The organism is Ruegeria intermedia (assembly GCF_900129345.1).
GTDB classification, from domain to species: domain Bacteria; phylum Pseudomonadota; class Alphaproteobacteria; order Rhodobacterales; family Rhodobacteraceae; genus Ruegeria; species Ruegeria intermedia.
The window spans coordinates 1-15,234 of the sequence record NZ_FQVK01000011.1; the positions used below are offsets into that span (position 1 = coordinate 1).

General features: G+C 63.4%; 16 protein-coding genes. 9 read left to right on the plus strand and 7 right to left on the minus strand.

Going from position 1 to position 15,234, the window contains the following annotated elements; translation table 11 throughout:
* Window positions 1–124 precede the first annotated feature (124 nt).
* Window positions 125–394: a DksA/TraR family C4-type zinc finger protein gene (locus tag F3H26_RS09365; RefSeq protein WP_149775798.1), complete on the plus strand. Its 270-nt coding sequence runs from the start codon at window positions 125–127 to the stop codon at window positions 392–394.
* A 16-nt stretch (window positions 395–410) separates the two neighbouring features.
* On the opposite strand, the gene F3H26_RS09370 is transcribed toward F3H26_RS09365, so the two are convergent.
* The 4 genes from F3H26_RS09370 to F3H26_RS09385 form a co-directional block, all read right to left on the minus strand.
* Window positions 411–659 (minus strand): hypothetical protein, encoded by a 249-nt coding sequence (locus F3H26_RS09370; RefSeq protein ID WP_149775799.1) that lies wholly within the window; start codon window positions 657–659, stop codon window positions 411–413.
* Window positions 656–2,476 carry a M3 family oligoendopeptidase gene (locus tag F3H26_RS09375; protein ID WP_149775800.1) on the minus strand — a complete coding sequence of 607 codons (1,821 nt, stop codon included), beginning with the start codon at window positions 2,474–2,476 and terminating at the stop codon, window positions 656–658. Before F3H26_RS09375 ends, F3H26_RS09370 begins: the two co-directional genes overlap by 4 nt.
* Before the next feature lie 70 nt (window positions 2,477–2,546).
* Window positions 2,547–3,524, minus strand: a complete 978-nt coding sequence (locus F3H26_RS09380; RefSeq protein WP_149775801.1) for an alpha/beta hydrolase — start codon at window positions 3,522–3,524, stop codon at window positions 2,547–2,549.
* The gene (locus F3H26_RS09385) at window positions 3,524–3,814 is read right to left on the minus strand and encodes an SCP2 sterol-binding domain-containing protein (protein WP_149775802.1); all 291 of its coding nucleotides are present in this window, start codon (window positions 3,812–3,814) and stop codon (window positions 3,524–3,526) included. Before F3H26_RS09385 ends, F3H26_RS09380 begins: the two co-directional genes overlap by 1 nt.
* Window positions 3,815–3,882: 68 nt before the next feature.
* Here F3H26_RS09385 and F3H26_RS09390 point away from each other — a divergent pair, with 68 nt between their 5' ends.
* The 6 genes from F3H26_RS09390 to F3H26_RS09415 all read left to right on the plus strand — a co-directional run bounded on the left by F3H26_RS09390 (window position 3,883) and on the right by F3H26_RS09415 (window position 9,728).
* On the plus strand, window positions 3,883–4,452 hold the full coding sequence (locus F3H26_RS09390; protein WP_223162472.1) for a tetratricopeptide repeat protein: 570 nt from the start codon (window positions 3,883–3,885) through the stop codon (window positions 4,450–4,452).
* Window positions 4,453–4,472: 20 nt separating this feature from the next.
* The gene (locus F3H26_RS09395) at window positions 4,473–7,283 is read left to right on the plus strand and encodes a helicase-related protein (protein ID WP_149775804.1); all 2,811 of its coding nucleotides are present in this window, start codon (window positions 4,473–4,475) and stop codon (window positions 7,281–7,283) included.
* A 6-nt stretch (window positions 7,284–7,289) separates the two neighbouring features.
* Window positions 7,290–7,661, plus strand: a complete 372-nt coding sequence (locus F3H26_RS09400; protein ID WP_149775805.1) for an RNA-binding S4 domain-containing protein — start codon at window positions 7,290–7,292, stop codon at window positions 7,659–7,661.
* A 65-nt stretch (window positions 7,662–7,726) separates the two neighbouring features.
* The gene (gene fdxA, locus F3H26_RS09405) at window positions 7,727–8,065 is read left to right on the plus strand and encodes a ferredoxin FdxA (protein ID WP_149775806.1); all 339 of its coding nucleotides are present in this window, start codon (window positions 7,727–7,729) and stop codon (window positions 8,063–8,065) included.
* Window positions 8,066–8,334: 269 nt separating this feature from the next.
* Complete coding sequence (locus F3H26_RS09410; protein ID WP_149775807.1) at window positions 8,335–8,844, plus strand: CarD family transcriptional regulator; 510 nt, start codon at window positions 8,335–8,337, stop codon at window positions 8,842–8,844.
* 122 nt (window positions 8,845–8,966) lie between these two features.
* Window positions 8,967–9,728 carry a potassium channel family protein gene (locus F3H26_RS09415; protein WP_149775808.1) on the plus strand — a complete coding sequence of 254 codons (762 nt, stop codon included), beginning with the start codon at window positions 8,967–8,969 and terminating at the stop codon, window positions 9,726–9,728.
* Here F3H26_RS09415 and cobS read toward each other — a convergent pair.
* Window positions 9,725–10,489 carry an adenosylcobinamide-GDP ribazoletransferase gene (cobS, locus tag F3H26_RS09420; protein WP_149775809.1) on the minus strand — a complete coding sequence of 255 codons (765 nt, stop codon included), beginning with the start codon at window positions 10,487–10,489 and terminating at the stop codon, window positions 9,725–9,727. The genes F3H26_RS09415 and cobS overlap by 4 nt on opposite strands.
* A gap of 79 nt (window positions 10,490–10,568) precedes the next feature.
* Here cobS and cobT point away from each other — a divergent pair, with 79 nt between their 5' ends.
* Window positions 10,569–11,582, plus strand: a complete 1,014-nt coding sequence (gene cobT, locus F3H26_RS09425; RefSeq protein ID WP_149775810.1) for a nicotinate-nucleotide--dimethylbenzimidazole phosphoribosyltransferase — start codon at window positions 10,569–10,571, stop codon at window positions 11,580–11,582.
* A gap of 28 nt (window positions 11,583–11,610) precedes the next feature.
* Here cobT and F3H26_RS09430 read toward each other — a convergent pair whose 3' ends face one another.
* Both F3H26_RS09430 and F3H26_RS09435 read right to left on the minus strand, forming a co-directional pair.
* Complete coding sequence (locus F3H26_RS09430; RefSeq protein WP_149775811.1) at window positions 11,611–13,488, minus strand: cation:proton antiporter domain-containing protein; 1,878 nt, start codon at window positions 13,486–13,488, stop codon at window positions 11,611–11,613.
* Between the two features lie 19 nt (window positions 13,489–13,507).
* Complete coding sequence (locus F3H26_RS09435) at window positions 13,508–13,963, minus strand: Lrp/AsnC family transcriptional regulator (RefSeq protein WP_149775899.1); 456 nt, start codon at window positions 13,961–13,963, stop codon at window positions 13,508–13,510.
* Between the two features lie 146 nt (window positions 13,964–14,109).
* Here F3H26_RS09435 and hppD point away from each other — a divergent pair, with 146 nt between their 5' ends.
* On the plus strand, window positions 14,110–15,207 hold the full coding sequence (hppD, locus tag F3H26_RS09440) for a 4-hydroxyphenylpyruvate dioxygenase (protein ID WP_149775812.1): 1,098 nt from the start codon (window positions 14,110–14,112) through the stop codon (window positions 15,205–15,207).
* Window positions 15,208–15,234 lie beyond the last annotated feature (27 nt).

Below are 15,234 nucleotides of genomic sequence, written 5' to 3' on the forward strand. Positions count from 1 at the left end.
TTCATAGCGACGTTGAGACATGCTGCTCTCCTCTTTCACAGAAGTGAATCAGAAACCCTCAAACGCCGATAGCGATTTATGAGTGTGTGACCTAGACTGGCTGGCGGCTGAAACGGAGGAGACCATGGCCGGAGGCTGGGCGCGTGACGGCGCGGTAAGCGAACAGATCGAAGCGTCGATTTCCGACGAGCTTGCCCGGATGCAGGCGCGCAAACGCCCCGTGGGCGACAGCCTGACCCATTGTGCGGAATGCGAGGAACCGATCCCGGAAAAACGGCGTCAGGCCATTCCCGGCGTCAAGCTGTGCCTGGACTGCCAACAGGAGCGCGACGGAACCTACAAGGCCCGAGGCGGGATCAATCGGCGCGGATCGAAAGACAGCCAGCTGAAATAGGGCGGCACGGGCCCGGTCAGCGGGGCCGCCTGCGCTGACGCGTTCGCCACCAGCGTATCAACAGCCGCACGTCCATCGCGGCGACCATGATTCCCAGCGGGATCATCCAGAACCCCACCACCGGCAGGAATCCGAAGATTCCGCCGATGATCAGCAGGATGCCCACGACGAACCGCAACCCGCGCGGAACCTTCTGGCGGATGCGGGCCAGAACCGGGCGCAGCTGCGCCTTCAGCGCGGCCCAGCGCCCGATCTTGGGTGTCACTCTTCCATTGCCTCCAACTCGTCGATGAAGCCCGAGATCATCGACAGGCCCTTGTCCCAGAATTTCGGGTCGCTGGCATCCAGCCCGAACGGGGCCAGAAGCTCTTTGTGGTGTTTGGAGCCGCCCGCGCGGAGCATCTCGAAATATTTGTCTTCGAACCCGTCCGCGCCGCTTTCATAGACCGAGTACAGCGCGTTCACCAACCCGTCGCCGAATGCATAGGCATAGACGTAGAAGGGCGAGTGAACAAAGTGCGGAACATAGGCCCAGAAGGTCTCGTACCCGTCCATGAATTCAAACGCCGGGCCAAGGCTTTCGGCCTGAACGCTCATCCACAGGGCGTTGATGTCGTCCGGCGTCAGTTCGCCCTCGCGGCGGGCGGCGTGCAGTTTGCATTCAAAGTCGTAGAAGGCGATCTGGCGGATCACCGTGTTGATCATGTCCTCGACCTTGCCGGCCAGCAGAACCTTGCGCTGCTCGGGCGTTTCGGCCTGATCCAGCATCTTGCGGAAGGTCAGCATCTCGCCGAAGACGCTGGCGGTCTCAGCCAGCGTCAGGGGCGTCGAGGACAGCATCTCGCCCTGACCGGCAGCCAGCACCTGATGCACGCCGTGGCCCAACTCGTGCGCAAGCGTCATCACGTCGCGCGGTTTGCCCAGATAGTTCAGCATCACATAGGGGTGCACATCGGTAACGGTGGGGTGCGCAAAGGCACCCGGGGCCTTGCCCGGTTTCACTGCCGCATCGATCCAGCCTTTCGAAAAGAACGGTGCCGCGATGCCGGCCATGCGGGGATCGAAGGCGGCATAGGCCTCCATCACCGTCTTCTCGGCGTCTTCCCACGATACGGTGCGGGTGTCTTCCATCGGCAGCGGCGCGTTGCGGTCCCAGACCTGCATCACATCCAGCCCCAGCCATTTGCGCTTGAGCTCGTAGTAGCGGTGACTAAGTTTGGGATAGGCGGCCACGACTGCTTCGCGCAGGGCTTCGACCACCTCGGGTTCGACATCATTCGCCAGATGCCGCGCGGTCTGTGGGGTTGGCATCTTGCGCCAGCGGTCGATGATTTCCTTTTTCTTGGCCTGGGTGTTGTGGACGCGGGCAAAGGTTTTGACGTTGTCCTGAAATACGCGGGCCAGTTCGCGGGCCGCGGCCTCGCGCCTGGACCGGTCCTGTTCGGTCAGCAGGTTCAGAGTGCCTTCGATGTTCAGCTCTTCGCCGTTCACGGTAAAGGTCAGCCCGGCGATGGTTTCGTCGAACAGCCGTTCCCACGCGTCGCCGACCACCCCCAGATCATGCAGGAATTTCTCCAGCTCGTCCGACAATTGGTAGGGCTTCATCGCGCGGATGCGGCGGAAGACGGGCTCGTACCGGGCCAGGTCCGCGTTGGCCTTGAAATGAGCGGCCAGCACGTCGTCGTCGATGCGGTTGATCTCGAGCGTGAAGAACACCAGCGGCGTGGTGAACAGAGTGACCTTTTCCTGCATGTCCGACAGGAACTTGGCGCGCTCGGCATCGGTGGTCAGCTGGTAATAGCGCAGCCCGGCAAAAGACATGATGCGCCCCGCGACGGCGTTGATCTTTTCGTTGCGCTGGACACAGGTCAGCAGGCCCTGCGCATCCAGATCGGCCAGCTTGCCTTCGTAATCGGCGGCGAAACCCGCGCATTCCTGCTCCAGCCACTCAAGATCGCGGGTCAGTTCCGGCGCGTCCTGCCCTTTGTACAGATCGTCCAGGTTCCATTCCGGCAGGTTGCCAAGATTGTCGGCGCCGCCACCGGAATTTGCGTCTCGGACGGGGAAGGGAAGCTCGTGCATGAAACACCTCGATTGTCTGCGTTGGATCACATCTAGGCGCAGGGCGCGCGGATCACAAGCAGCCGAGGTGTCAGCGCGTCATCGCAAGCGCGGGTGTCTGTCCGTTGGCGGCGGCCGAGAAATGCGCGGCCATCTCCTCGAATACGGGGCCGCGGACCTCGGGCGGTTCCATCATCACCTCGTGTTCGCCGTCGGGGATCTCGACCAGTTTACCGCTGGGCCAGTTCGCCATCCGCGCCCGGATCGCCTTTCGGTCCACGATCTGCTCGTGGCTTCCCAGATAGGTCAGGCAGGGAAGGTCGGGCGCGGTCTGCGCCATCAGCCAGGCGCATTCGTCCAGTGCCTCGCGCAGCCAGATGGTGGACGGCGCGCCCAGGGCCAGTTCGGGATGCGCTTTCAACTGATCCTGCATCATCCGGTACATTCCCGGATCGCGGGTCAGTACGTTGCCTTCGAACGGCTGGGTCAGCACATAGCTGTCCAGCGAGGTCGTGGGCGGCGTGCGTTCACCCAGCCCGAATCGCGGCCCCCAATAGGCCGTCAGGCGGCTGAGCGGTTTCATCAGCGGCGTGAAGAAAATGCCCCACATCGGACCGGTGAAGGCACAAGAGGCAAACCGGCCGGTCTCAAGAACCGCGCGCAACCCGATCGCGCCGCCCATCGAATGCCCGATCACGTGCCAGGGCTTCGGCAGGCCCAGCTGCTCGGCCAGTTTCAGCGTTTCGCGTACGTCCTGCTGATAGTCGGTGAACTTGTCCACATGGCCGATGCGCGGATCTTCCAGCAACCTGTCGGCCAGACCCTGTCCGCGCCAGTCCACGGCCAGTACGGCAAAGCCGCGCCGCACGAACTCGCCCGCCGCATTGCCATATTTTTCAATGTATTCAGTGCGGCCGGGAAAGATCATCACCGTCCCGGTCGCCTCGCCCTCGGGGCGCCAGTGGCCCACGCGGATGCGTGTGCCGTCGCTGGTGGTCAACCAATGCGCGGCGCCGCCGGCGGGTCCGCCGGCCACGTCTTCAAAGAAAGGGGCCGGCGACAGTTCCATCAGGCCAGCACCGAGGCAAGTTTCATGGCAATTCCCATGTCGCCGTCCACGCTCAGCTTGCCGGCCATGAACGCACCCGTGGGGTTCAACTCGCCGCTCAGGATCTGTTCGAACGTGTCCGCGTCGGCGCTCAGAATGACGTCGGCGTCCTCGTCGCTGACCCGCGCGCCATTCGCGTCCAGCACAATCGAGCCCAGATCGGCAATGGCGAATTTCGCCGACGAATCAAATTCGCCACCCGCCAGTTTTTCGTTCAGCGCGGCTGCGGCTTTTTCAAGAGTGTCGCTCATGGTCTTCCTCATTTGTTGGTGCGCCGTGAATGGACATCCGCGGTCGCAACGCTACACTGAACATTGTTATGGGCATTGCAATCGACAATCTCAAAGGTACCGTTGCGGCATTTGCGGTCCTAGTCACGTTTTCCACCAGTGGCGGCGCGCAGCAGGCCGACCTGCGCGACGAGGCGGAACTGCTGCGGCAACTGGCCGAGGCGACCCCGCAGCAGGCCATCGGCCTGGATCGGCAGTTGCAGGCGCTGTGGTCGCAATCCGGCTCGGCCTCGGCGGATCTGCTGTTGCAACGGGCGCTCGACGCGGTGGAGCGGGGAGACATCGACGCCGCGCTGGATCACCTGACAGCCCTGACCGACCACGCCCCCGATTTTGCCGAGGGCTGGCATGCGCGCGCCTCGGTCTTCTTCGGATTGGAACGCTTCGGCATGGCGGCGGCGGATCTTGAACATGCCCTGACCCTGAACCCGAACAATTATCAGGCAATTTACGGGCTGGGTCTGATCTTCGAGGTTTTGGGTCAGCCCGACCGCGCCTATGAGGCCTATTCCCGCGCGCTGGCTATACATCCTCATCACGAAGAAGTAACCAATGCCGTGAATCGGCTGAAACCGCAGATCGCGGGCAAGGCGCTCTAAGGTCCGGGCAGGGGGCAAAGGTGAACGGGTCATCCCGAATCGTGGCCGTACTTGGCCCGACCAATACAGGCAAAACCCACTATGCTATCGAACGCATGCTGGGGCACCGGACCGGTGTCATCGGCCTGCCGCTGCGGCTGCTTGCGCGCGAGGTCTATGACAAGATCGTCGCCACCCGCGGCCCCTCGGTGGTGGCGCTTGTGACGGGCGAAGAACGCATCGTTCCGCCGCGCACGCAATACTGGGTCTGCACGGTTGAGGCGATGCCCGAGGGGATGGGCGCCGATTTTGTGGCCATCGACGAAATCCAGCTGTGCGCCGACACCGAGCGCGGTCATGTCTTTACCGACCGGCTGCTGAGAATGCGCGGCACGCACGAGACGCTGTTTCTGGGCGCCGACACGATGCGCGGCCCGATCGCGGCGCTGGTTCCGCAGGCGCAGTTCGTCCGGCGCGAGCGGATGTCGCAACTGGTCTATACCGGGTCCAAGAAGATCAGCCGCATGCCCCCGCGCAGCGCGATCGTCGGGTTCTCGGTCGAGAACGTCTATGCCATTGCCGAACTTCTGCGGCGGCAGAAGGGTGGGGCGGCCGTGGTCATGGGCGCTCTCAGCCCGCGCACGCGGAATGCGCAGGTCGAGCTGTACCAGAATGGCGAGGTCGACTATCTGGTCGCCACCGACGCCATCGGTATGGGTCTGAACCTCGATGTGAACCATGTGGCGTTTTCGTCCCTGTCCAAATTCGATGGCCGGCGTATGCGGCCGCTGGCTCCGAACGAACTGGCCCAGATCGCCGGGCGCGCCGGGCGCGGCATGTCGGATGGCACCTTCGGCGTGACGGGCGAGGCATCGCCGCTGGACGAAGGCGTGGCGCAGGCCATCATGGACAGCCGCTTCACGCCGATGAAAAAGCTGAACTGGCGGAATGCGGCCTTGCGGTTCGGCTCGGTCGATGCGCTGATCGACTCGCTCGAGGCCAGCCCGGACAACGAGCATTTGGTCAAGGCCCGGCCCGCCGACGACCTGAACGCGCTGAAATCGCTGGCCCAGGTGCCCGAGGTTGCGGCCCGTGCCAGTGACGGCCCGTCGATCCGCCTGTTGTGGGATGTCTGCCGAATCCCCGATTTTCGCGGCATCAGCCACGCCGAACACGCCAGCCTGCTCGAATCGATCTTCGGGCATCTGCACGAACGCGGCACGATCCCCGAGGATTTCCTGGCGCGACAGATCCGCCGGATCGACCGAACAGACGGCGATATTGATGCGTTGTCCAAAAGGTTGGCGTATATTCGCACCTGGACATATGTTGCGCAACGAAACGGCTGGGTGCGCGACGAATCCCATTGGCGCGCGGAAACCCGCGCTGTAGAAGACAGGGTGTCGGACGCTTTGCATGAACGTCTGACGCAGAGATTTGTGGACCGGCGTACATCTGTTCTGCTGCGCCGGCTCAAACAGAAGGAGGCCCTTTTGGCCGAAGTGAATGACAAGGGTGAAGTGACCGTCGAAGGCGAATTCGTTGGTCGTTTGGAAGGGTTCCGGTTCATCCCGGACAAAAGCGCGCAGGGAACCGAGGCGAAAGCGCTCAAATCGGCCTCGCTGCAAGCGCTCGCGCCGCAATTCCATCTGCGTGCCGACCGCTTCTACAATGCGCCCGATACCGAAATTGATTTTACCGAACAGGGTGGCCTGATGTGGGGCGAATATGCCGTCGGCAAGCTGGTTGCCGGGGCCGAACCGCTCAAGCCGATGGTCGAAGTGTTCGTGGACGAGGCCGCAGGGCCGGAGGTCGAACAGAAGGTGCAGCGCCGCCTGCAGCACTTCATCGACCGCAAGATCGCAGCGCTGTTCGAACCGCTGCTGAACCTGTCGCGCGACGAAGAGCTGACGGGCCTTGCCCGGGGCTTTGCCTTCCGCATGGTCGAGGCGTTGGGCATCCTGCCGCGCGCCGGTGTCGCGCAAGAGGTCAAGGATCTGGACCAGGACGCCCGCGGCGCGCTGCGCAAGCATGGCATCCGGTTCGGCCAGTTCACCATTTTCATGCCGCTGCTGCTGAAGCCTGCACCGACGCGCCTTCGTCTGGTGTTGTGGGCCTTGGCCAACGGCCTGCAGGAATTTCCCGAAGCTCCGCCGCCGGGCCTGGTGACGGTCCCTGTCGCCAAGGGCGCGCCCGAGGGCTATGACACCATGTGCGGCTACCGCAACGCGGGCGAGCGTGCGATCCGCATCGACATGCTGGAGCGTCTGGCCGACATGCTGCGCGCCGAAGACAGCCGGGGCGGCTTCGAGGCCAAGCCCGACATGCTGTCGATCACCGGCATGACGTTGGAGCAATTCGCCGATCTGATGCAGGGGCTGGGCTACAAGGCCGAGCGCGGTGAGCGCGTCAAGGTCCGGCCGGTTGCAGCCGAGCCTCAGCCAACGGCCGAATCCGACGCGCAGCCGGCGGAAACCGGACCCGAAGCGACTGATGTCCCGGCGGATGCGGCAGGCGTACCTGCCGAGGCGTCAGCCGAGGCCACCGAAAGCACCGAGGCGCCCGACGAGGCCCCGGCCGCCGAACCGGCCTCGGACGAGCCCGAGATCGAGGTATTCTATACCTTCACCTGGGGCCGTCAGCGTCAGGGCCATCGCGGCCCGCGCCGGGATGCACAGCAGCCGCGCGGCAAGGGCAAGCCGCGCGAGGGTCGTGGCAAACCGCAAGGCAAGAAGGGTGGCAAGCCGCAGGGGACCAAGACCTTCTCGTCGCGCCCCCCGAAAAAGGAAAAGGCCATCGATCCCGACAACCCCTTCGCCGCGGCGCTGATGGGGTTGAAGGAAGGCAACTGATCCGTCATGGCCCAGACGCTGGCCAAGCTGCGGATCGACAAGTGGCTGTGGCAGGCGCGGTTCTTCAAGACCCGCAGCCTGGCCGCCAGGCAGGTCAGTGCCGGCCATGTGCGCGTGAACGGAGACCGGGCCCAGAAACCGGCGCAGACCGTCGGGCCCGGAGATGTCCTGACCTTTGCGCAGGGGCGGGTGGTCCGGGTCGTCCGCGTGGAAATCCTGGGCGAGCGTCGCGGCCCCGCGCCCGAGGCGCAGACGCTGTACACCGACCTGACGCCCGCGCAGAACGCTCCGCCCGGAAATCCGGGTTTCGAGGGAAAAGGTCGTCCGACCAAGAAGGATCGGCGGGCGCTTGATCTTTCTCGCACCCCAAGGGGGTGATCTTCTCTTGAAGCCCGGGGCGGGTTGAATTAGCTAGTCGCCGAAACCGATATGGGAATTCGACCATGACCTATGTTGTCACCGAGAACTGCATTGCCTGCAAATACACCGACTGCGTCGAGGTTTGTCCGGTCGATTGCTTCTACGAGGGCGAGAACACGCTGGTCATCCATCCCGACGAATGCATCGACTGCGGCGTGTGCGAGCCGGAATGCCCCGCTGACGCGATCCGCCCCGATACCGAGCCGGGCATGGAAGAGTGGGTCGAATTCAACCGGAAATACGCCGAGATCTGGCCGGTGATCGTGTCGAAGAAGGATCCGCTGCCCGACGCCGAGAAGCACGACGGCGAAGAGGGCAAGATGGAGAAGTATTTCTCGGAAGCCCCGGGCGAAGGCGGCTAGGCGATTCGGGTCTCGCAATCGCGGCTCTCGGGTCATCAAAACCCTGTAAAACTTCGATATCTTGCCTGTCGCTGCTGCGCCGGCTTCCAGATGTCGTATTTTTGTGATATGATCAAACCCGGAAATCGACCGAGATGGGGATGACTCCGTAAGTATGTTCGCTTTGGAGTGCTGAAATCAGTAAAGCCGGCAACCCGACGGGGGTCATGACAGGCCCCGGCTGGGTTTTTTGCCGTTTGTTCCCGCTCTGAAACCAAGGAAACAAGTGCATGTCAAAATCGAAGAAGCTCGAGTTTCGCCCGAACGATTTTGTTGTCTACCCGGCCCATGGGGTGGGGAAGATCATATCGATCGAAGAACAGGAAGTGGCGGGATTCAAGCTGGAACTGTTCGTGATCTCGTTCGAAAAGGACAAGATGACCCTGCGGGTGCCGACCAACAAGGCCACCGAGTCGGGGCTGCGGTCGCTGAGCTCGCCCGACGTGATCAGCCAGGCCATGAAGACCCTGAAGGGCAAGGCCAAGGTGAAACGGGCCATGTGGTCGCGCCGGGCGCAGGAATACGAACAGAAAATCAATTCCGGGGACCTGATCTCGATCGCCGAAGTGGTCCGCGACCTGCACCGGACCGACGAACAACGCGAACAGAGCTACTCCGAGCGTCAGCTGTACGAGGCCGCGCTTGACCGGCTGACCCGCGAAGTGGCGGCGGTCTCGGGATCGGACGAGATTGCCGCTGCCAAGCAGGTTGACGAGGCCTTGACCTCGCGCGCAGCCTGATCCGATGTGATCCGACGGATGTGACCGCTCCGGTTCCGGGGCGGTTTTTTCACGCGTGCGCCTTGGTCGGGCGACCGGCTGCGGGTTAGGTTTTCGGGGATGGCACTGATCGAGAGGCGGTGATGAAACAAGCGGTTCGGGCACTGTATGTCGGTCGCGCGGCAGTTTCGGTGTGGTTTCGGTATTTCCTCATCCTGTTCGATTTCGCCTCGATCGTGTTCTTCGTGTCCACGGCCAACATGCCCCACGGGCCGGGGCTGATCGCAGTCAGCTGGGCGGTTGGGTTGATCATCCTGCTGGATTTCCTGGCCCGGTTGTGGATCGCCAAGGATCGCCGGAAGCTGTTGTTCAAGATCTACACGATGGCCGATCTGGTGGTGATCGTGTCGGTCATCCTCGATCCGTTTCTGACCGGCAGCCTGGCCTTCCTGCGGGTCCTGCGGGCGCTGCGACTGATCCATTCCTACCATCTGCTGCGGGATCTTCGGCGCGACAGCAGGTTCTTTCGCACGCATGAAGATGCGGTGATCGCGGCGGTGAACCTTCTGGTCTTCGTGTTTGCCACATCGACCGCCGTTCTTGTGTTCTTCATCCCGTCCAGCAGCGAAACCCCCTATATCGACGCGCTGTATTTCACGATGGCAACCCTGACCACCACGGGGTTCGGAGACATCACCCTGCCCACGCCGGGCGGCAAGCTGTTTTCGGTGTTCATCATGGTGGTCGGGGTGGCGCTGTTCGTTCGTCTGGCGCAGGCCGTCTTCATGCCGCAAAAGGTCCGGTACAGGTGCCGCAGCTGCGGATTGTTCCGGCATGACCCGGATGCGGTGCACTGCAAGCATTGCGGCGCAACCCTGCGGATCGAAACCGGAGGCGTGACCTAGACCGCCGCGGCCAGGACCAGAAGAAACACGATTTCGGACACTTGCTGGGTGGCGCCCAGGATGTCGCCGGTCTGGCCACCGATCTTCGCCTTGGCAATGGCTGCGACCGCCACCGCCGACAGGCCCGCGCAGAGCGTCGCGGCGATTGCGGGCCAACCCGCCAGGACCACGCCCAGACAGCAGGCCAGAACCAACCCCGCGATCACCGCCGAGCCCGGAGGCGTTCCGACCCGATGGCTCAGCCCCGCGCCGCGCGCATTGGGCAGCCCCGCCATCACCGGCGGCATCATCGCGCGCGAGACCACCGCCGCGGCCACGAGGCCCGCAAGCCCACCGCCGGTCAGAAGGGCGACGATCGCCGCCACCCGCAGGAACTGCGAAAAAACCAACGCCAACACACCGAACGTGCCGATGTGGCTGTCCTTCATGATCTCGAGCCGCCGCTCGGCCGCGTAGCCGCCCCACAGTCCGTCAGCGGTGTCGGCCAACCCGTCTTCGTGCATGGCACCGGTCACGATGGTCAGGGTTGCGGCGATCAGGGTGGCCGTGCCCCAGGGCGGCAGACCGGCACCAAACGCCACCCAGCCGACCAGACCGGCCAGCAGGCCAACGATCAGCCCAGCAAGGGGAAAGGCCCAGACCGCCTGCGCCTGGCGGGCGAAAACCTCGTCCGGCAGCCGGGGCTGGGGCAACCGCGTCAGAAGAACCAGCGCCAGCGGTATGTCCCGGGGCGAAAACAGCCGTGTGTCGTTTTTGTGCACCTGCGCGCCTTTCAAGGGGTTGTTGGAGCCTCGCGTTCGGTTAAACACGCAGGACCACTGTGATGCAACGAGGCTTTGAATGCTGCCCGAACTCGATGATCTGAACACTTTCCGGGATGCTTTGCGTACTGCGCCCGGCCCGGACGGGGACGCGCTGCAGGGCGCTGCCGACCGCAACGGCCAATTGACCAAGCCGCCGGGGGCTTTGGGTCGGCTCGAGGAACTGGCGATCTGGTATGCCGGCTGGCGGGGCGACGCGCAGCCGCGGATCGAGGCGCCGCAGGTAATCGTGTTTGCCGGCAATCACGGGGTGACGGCACAGGGGGTTTCGGCGTTTCCGCCCGAAGTCACCGCGCAGATGGTCCTGAATTTCGAACATGGTGGCGCCGCGATCAACCAACTGGCCAAGGCGGCCGGGGCCAGGATGACGGTGCAGGCGCTGGATCTCGATCGACCGACGGCGGATTTCACGCAAGGCCCGGCCATGACCGAGGCCGAACTTCTGGACGCGCTGCGCACCGGGTGGCGGGCGGTCGATCCTGACGCCGATCTGCTGGTGGTCGGTGAAATGGGGATCGGCAATACAACCCCGGCGGCGGCGATAGCCTGTGCCCTGTTCGGCGGAGAGGCCGCCGACTGGACCGGGCGTGGCACCGGTGTGGACGATGCCGGGCTTGCCAACAAGACGCGCGTCGTGGCCGAAGGGGTTGCACTGCACGGGGGCTCTGGTGACGGGCTCGAGATCCTGCGCTGCCTGGGTGGGCGGGAACTCGCGGCCATGGCCGGGGCGATCGCGGCGGCACGGGTGCTGCGGATACCTGTCATTCTGGATGGGTTCATCTGTACGGCGGCCGCCGCCTGTTTGGATCGTGTGGCGCCCGGCGCGCTGGATCACGCCGTGGCCGGCCATCAAAGCGCCGAAGGCGCTCACGCTGCCATGCTGGGCAAGCTGGACAAGGAGCCCTTGCTGAACCTCGGGCTGCGGCTGGGCGAAGGGTCGGGGGGCGCGCTGGCGATCAACATCCTGAAAAGCGCCGTCGCCTGCCATTCGGGCATGGCCACCTTTACCGAGGCCGGCGTGTCGGAAGGATGACGCCCATCTGATCCGGCCCCGCGCCGGATCAGGCGGATTTCTTTTCCTTCTTCTCGGCCAGCTCCAGCAGCGCGGTTTCCAGGTCCTTCTCCAGTTCGCGCGCCTTTTCGATGTATTTCTTGTTCTCGGCCGTCGGCTGGCCGGGAACCCACAGCTCGGCCAGTTCGCGGATCGCCTGCCGGTCGTGGTGATAGAATGTCTGTTGAGCCTGCGCGGCTTCGTATTCGCTCAGCCCGATATTTTCCAGCACATAGCGGCCCGCCCGCAGCGAACTGTCGAACAGCTCGCGGACGATATCATCGGCGCCGGCCTGGTACAGCTCGTACACATGGGTGCGGTCGTGGGCGCGCGCGACGATGTGCAGATCGGGGCGCTGCCGCCGGGCATAGGCGACCAGCCGCGTCACTTCCTTGGGGTTGTCCATCGCGGCCACCAGAACCGAGGCCTTTTCCAGCCCCGCCGCCCGCAGCAGTTCCGGCCGCGTGGGGTCACCCAGAAACCCCTTGACGCCAAAGCGCCGCATCAGCTGGATGGTCTCGATGTTGTGGTCCAGAACCACCGTCTTGAATCCGCTGGCGCGGACCAGGCGGTTGACGATCTGGCCGAACCGGCCGATCCCGGCGATGATGACAGGCCCCTGTTCGTCGATGTCCTCGGGTTCGACCTGAGGGGCCCGGTCGCGGATGCGGCGCGACAAGACATCATACAGGATGAACAGCAGCGGCGTGATCAGCATCGTCAGGGCGATGATCATCAACAGCTTTTGTCCAAGGGCCGGCGGGATCACGCTCTGCTTGGTCGAAAAAGCCAGCAGCACGAAGCCGAATTCACCCGCCTGTGCCAGGCCCAGCGTGAACAACCAGTGGTCGCGTCCACGCAGCTTGAAGGCGCGCCCGACGATGAAGAGGATGATTCCCTTGACCAGGATCACCAGCAGCGCCAGCCCGATCAGGTCGAAGGGATCGTTGAAGAAATACCCGATGTCGATTCCGGCCCCGACGGTGATGAAGAACAGACCCAGCAGCAACCCCTTGAACGGCTCCAGGTCGCTTTCCATCTCGTGCCGGAACTCGGAACTGGCCAGGACGACGCCCGCCAGAAAGGCCCCCAGCGCCGGCGACAGGCCCACCAGCGTCATCAGGAACGAGATCCCGACCACGATCATCAGGGCCAGCGCCGTGTACATCTCGCGCAGGCGGGTCGCGTGGATGAACCGGAACAGGGGGCGGGTCAGATAGACGCCCACCAGGATCACGACCGCGATCGCGCCCAATGTCACCAGCGTCACCGCCCAGCCGGGCAGGCCGTCGACCAGCGACAGCGTATGATGCGCGTCGCCGTGCCCGCCGTCACCGCGCGTGATCGAGCCATCATCCTCGATGAAGATGCTGGCCGGCATGGCCAGCAGCGGCAGAAAGGCCAGGATAGGGATCACCGCGATGTCCTGCGTCAGCAGAACCGAGAACGTCGCCCGGCCACCATTGGTGCGCATCAACCCCTTTTCGGACAGGGTCTGAAGCACGATCGCCGTCGATGACAGCGACAAGGTCAACCCGACCGCCAGCGCGACCGTCCAGGGTTGCCCGGTGAAATAGGTCACGGCCGCGATGGCCGCGGTCGAGATCGAAATCTGCAACCCGCCCAGCCCCAGCAACTTGTGCCGCATGTCCCACAGGGCGCGGGGTTCCAGTTCGAGGCCGATCAGGAACAGCATCATGACCACGCCGAATTCGGCCACATGCTGCAGGTCTTTGGTTTCGGCCCCCACCAGGCCCAGAACCGGGCCGATGGCAAGGCCGGCGGCGAGGTAGCCCAGAACCGACCCCAGCCCCAACCGCGCCGACAGGGGCACCGCGATCACCGCCGCCGCCAGATAGATCGAGGCCTGGTACAGAAATTCGTTCATCTCGTTCCTTTCGGGGCCGTCAGGTGGGCAGCGGGGCGTCGCGCTTGAGCTGATCCATCACGATCTGGCTTTGCACCCGTGCCACGGCAGGATGCGGCAGGATCACCTCGTGCAGCAAGGCGTTGAGCGCGGAAAGATCCGCACAATAGACGTGCAGCAGGTAATCCGCCTCGCCGGTCATCGTCCAAGCGCTGGTGATCTCGGGGCGGGAATCGACCATGCGGGCAAAGCTGGCTGATTGCTCGGGGCCGTGCGTGCCCAGGTGAACCTGGATGAAACCCTGCACGTGCAGGCCCAGTTTCAAGGGGTCCAGCTTGGCCGCATAGCCGGTGATATAGCCCTCGGCCTCCAGCCGCTGACGACGGCGCCCCGCCTGGCTGGGCGACAGGTTCAGCAACTCGCCCAACTGATGGGCCGTCAGATGGGCATCCTTTTGCAGGGCAGCCAGCAGGCGTGTGTCGATAGCGTCCAGCATGTGCGAGGTTTTTTCAGCCTTTTTCGATTTCGCGCGAACTTCACGCATCAACCATTAGTTTACATGAAAAATATGCGCAAAAACAGTGTGGAAAAATGCGTATTCTTGAATCAGCAAAGAAATTCCTTTCGTCGAGGAGACACGCCATGGGTCCTTTCCCCCACAATGCCCCGAAATCCGTCATCAGCGCAGAAAACCCCGCCGGGACCGACGGCTTCGAATTCGTCGAATTCGCCCATCCCGAGCCGCAGGAGCTGCGAGATCTTTTCGCGAAAATGGGTTTCGAAATGGTTGCCCGCCACAAGGACAAGCCGGCAATCGAACTGTGGCAGCAGGGCGACATCACCTACATCCTGAACGCTGATCCCGACAGCTTTGCCGCGAAATTCGTGGTCGAGCACGGCCCCTGCGCTCCGTCGATGGGGTGGCGCGTAGTGGATGCGCAAAAGGCGTATGACCATGCGGTGTCGAAGGGGGCCGAGCCCTATGACGGCGCCGACAAAACCATGGACGTGCCCGCGATCAAGGGCATCGGCGGGTCGCTGATCTATTTCATCGACCAGTATTACGAAACCTCGCCCTACAACGCGGAATTCGAGTGGTTGAAGCAGTCCAAGCCGCGCGGCGTCGGCTTCTACTACCTCGATCACCTGACCCACAATGTCTACAAGGGCAACATGGACAAGTGGTTCAAGTTCTACGGCGACCTGTTCAATTTCCGTGAAATCCGCTTTTTCGACATCCAGGGCAAATACACCGGTCTGTTCAGCCGCGCGCTGACCTCGCCCTGCGGGCGCATCCGCATTCCGATCAACGAAGACCGCGGCGAGACCGGGCAGATCGTGTCTTACCTCAAGAAATACAAGGGCGAAGGCATCCAGCACATCGCCGTCGGCACCGAGAACATCTATGACTCGACCGATGCGATCGCTGAACGCGGCCTGAAGTTCATGCCCGGCCCCAACGATGCCTATTACCAGATGTCCTTCGACCGCGTGAAAGACCATGACGAGCCGGTGGACCGGATGAAGAAGCACGGCATCCTGATCGACGGAGAAGGGGTCGTCGATGGCGGCGAGACCAAGATCCTGTTGCAGATCTTTTCGAAAACCGTGATCGGCCCGATCTTCTTCGAGTTCATCCAGCGCAAGGGCGACGACGGGTTCGGCGAGGGCAACTTCAAGGCCCTGTTCGAATCGATCGAGCGCGAACAGATCGAGTCCGGCGAAATCTCGGCCGCCTGATTTAAGGCGGCAGGCCTTCCGGAACCC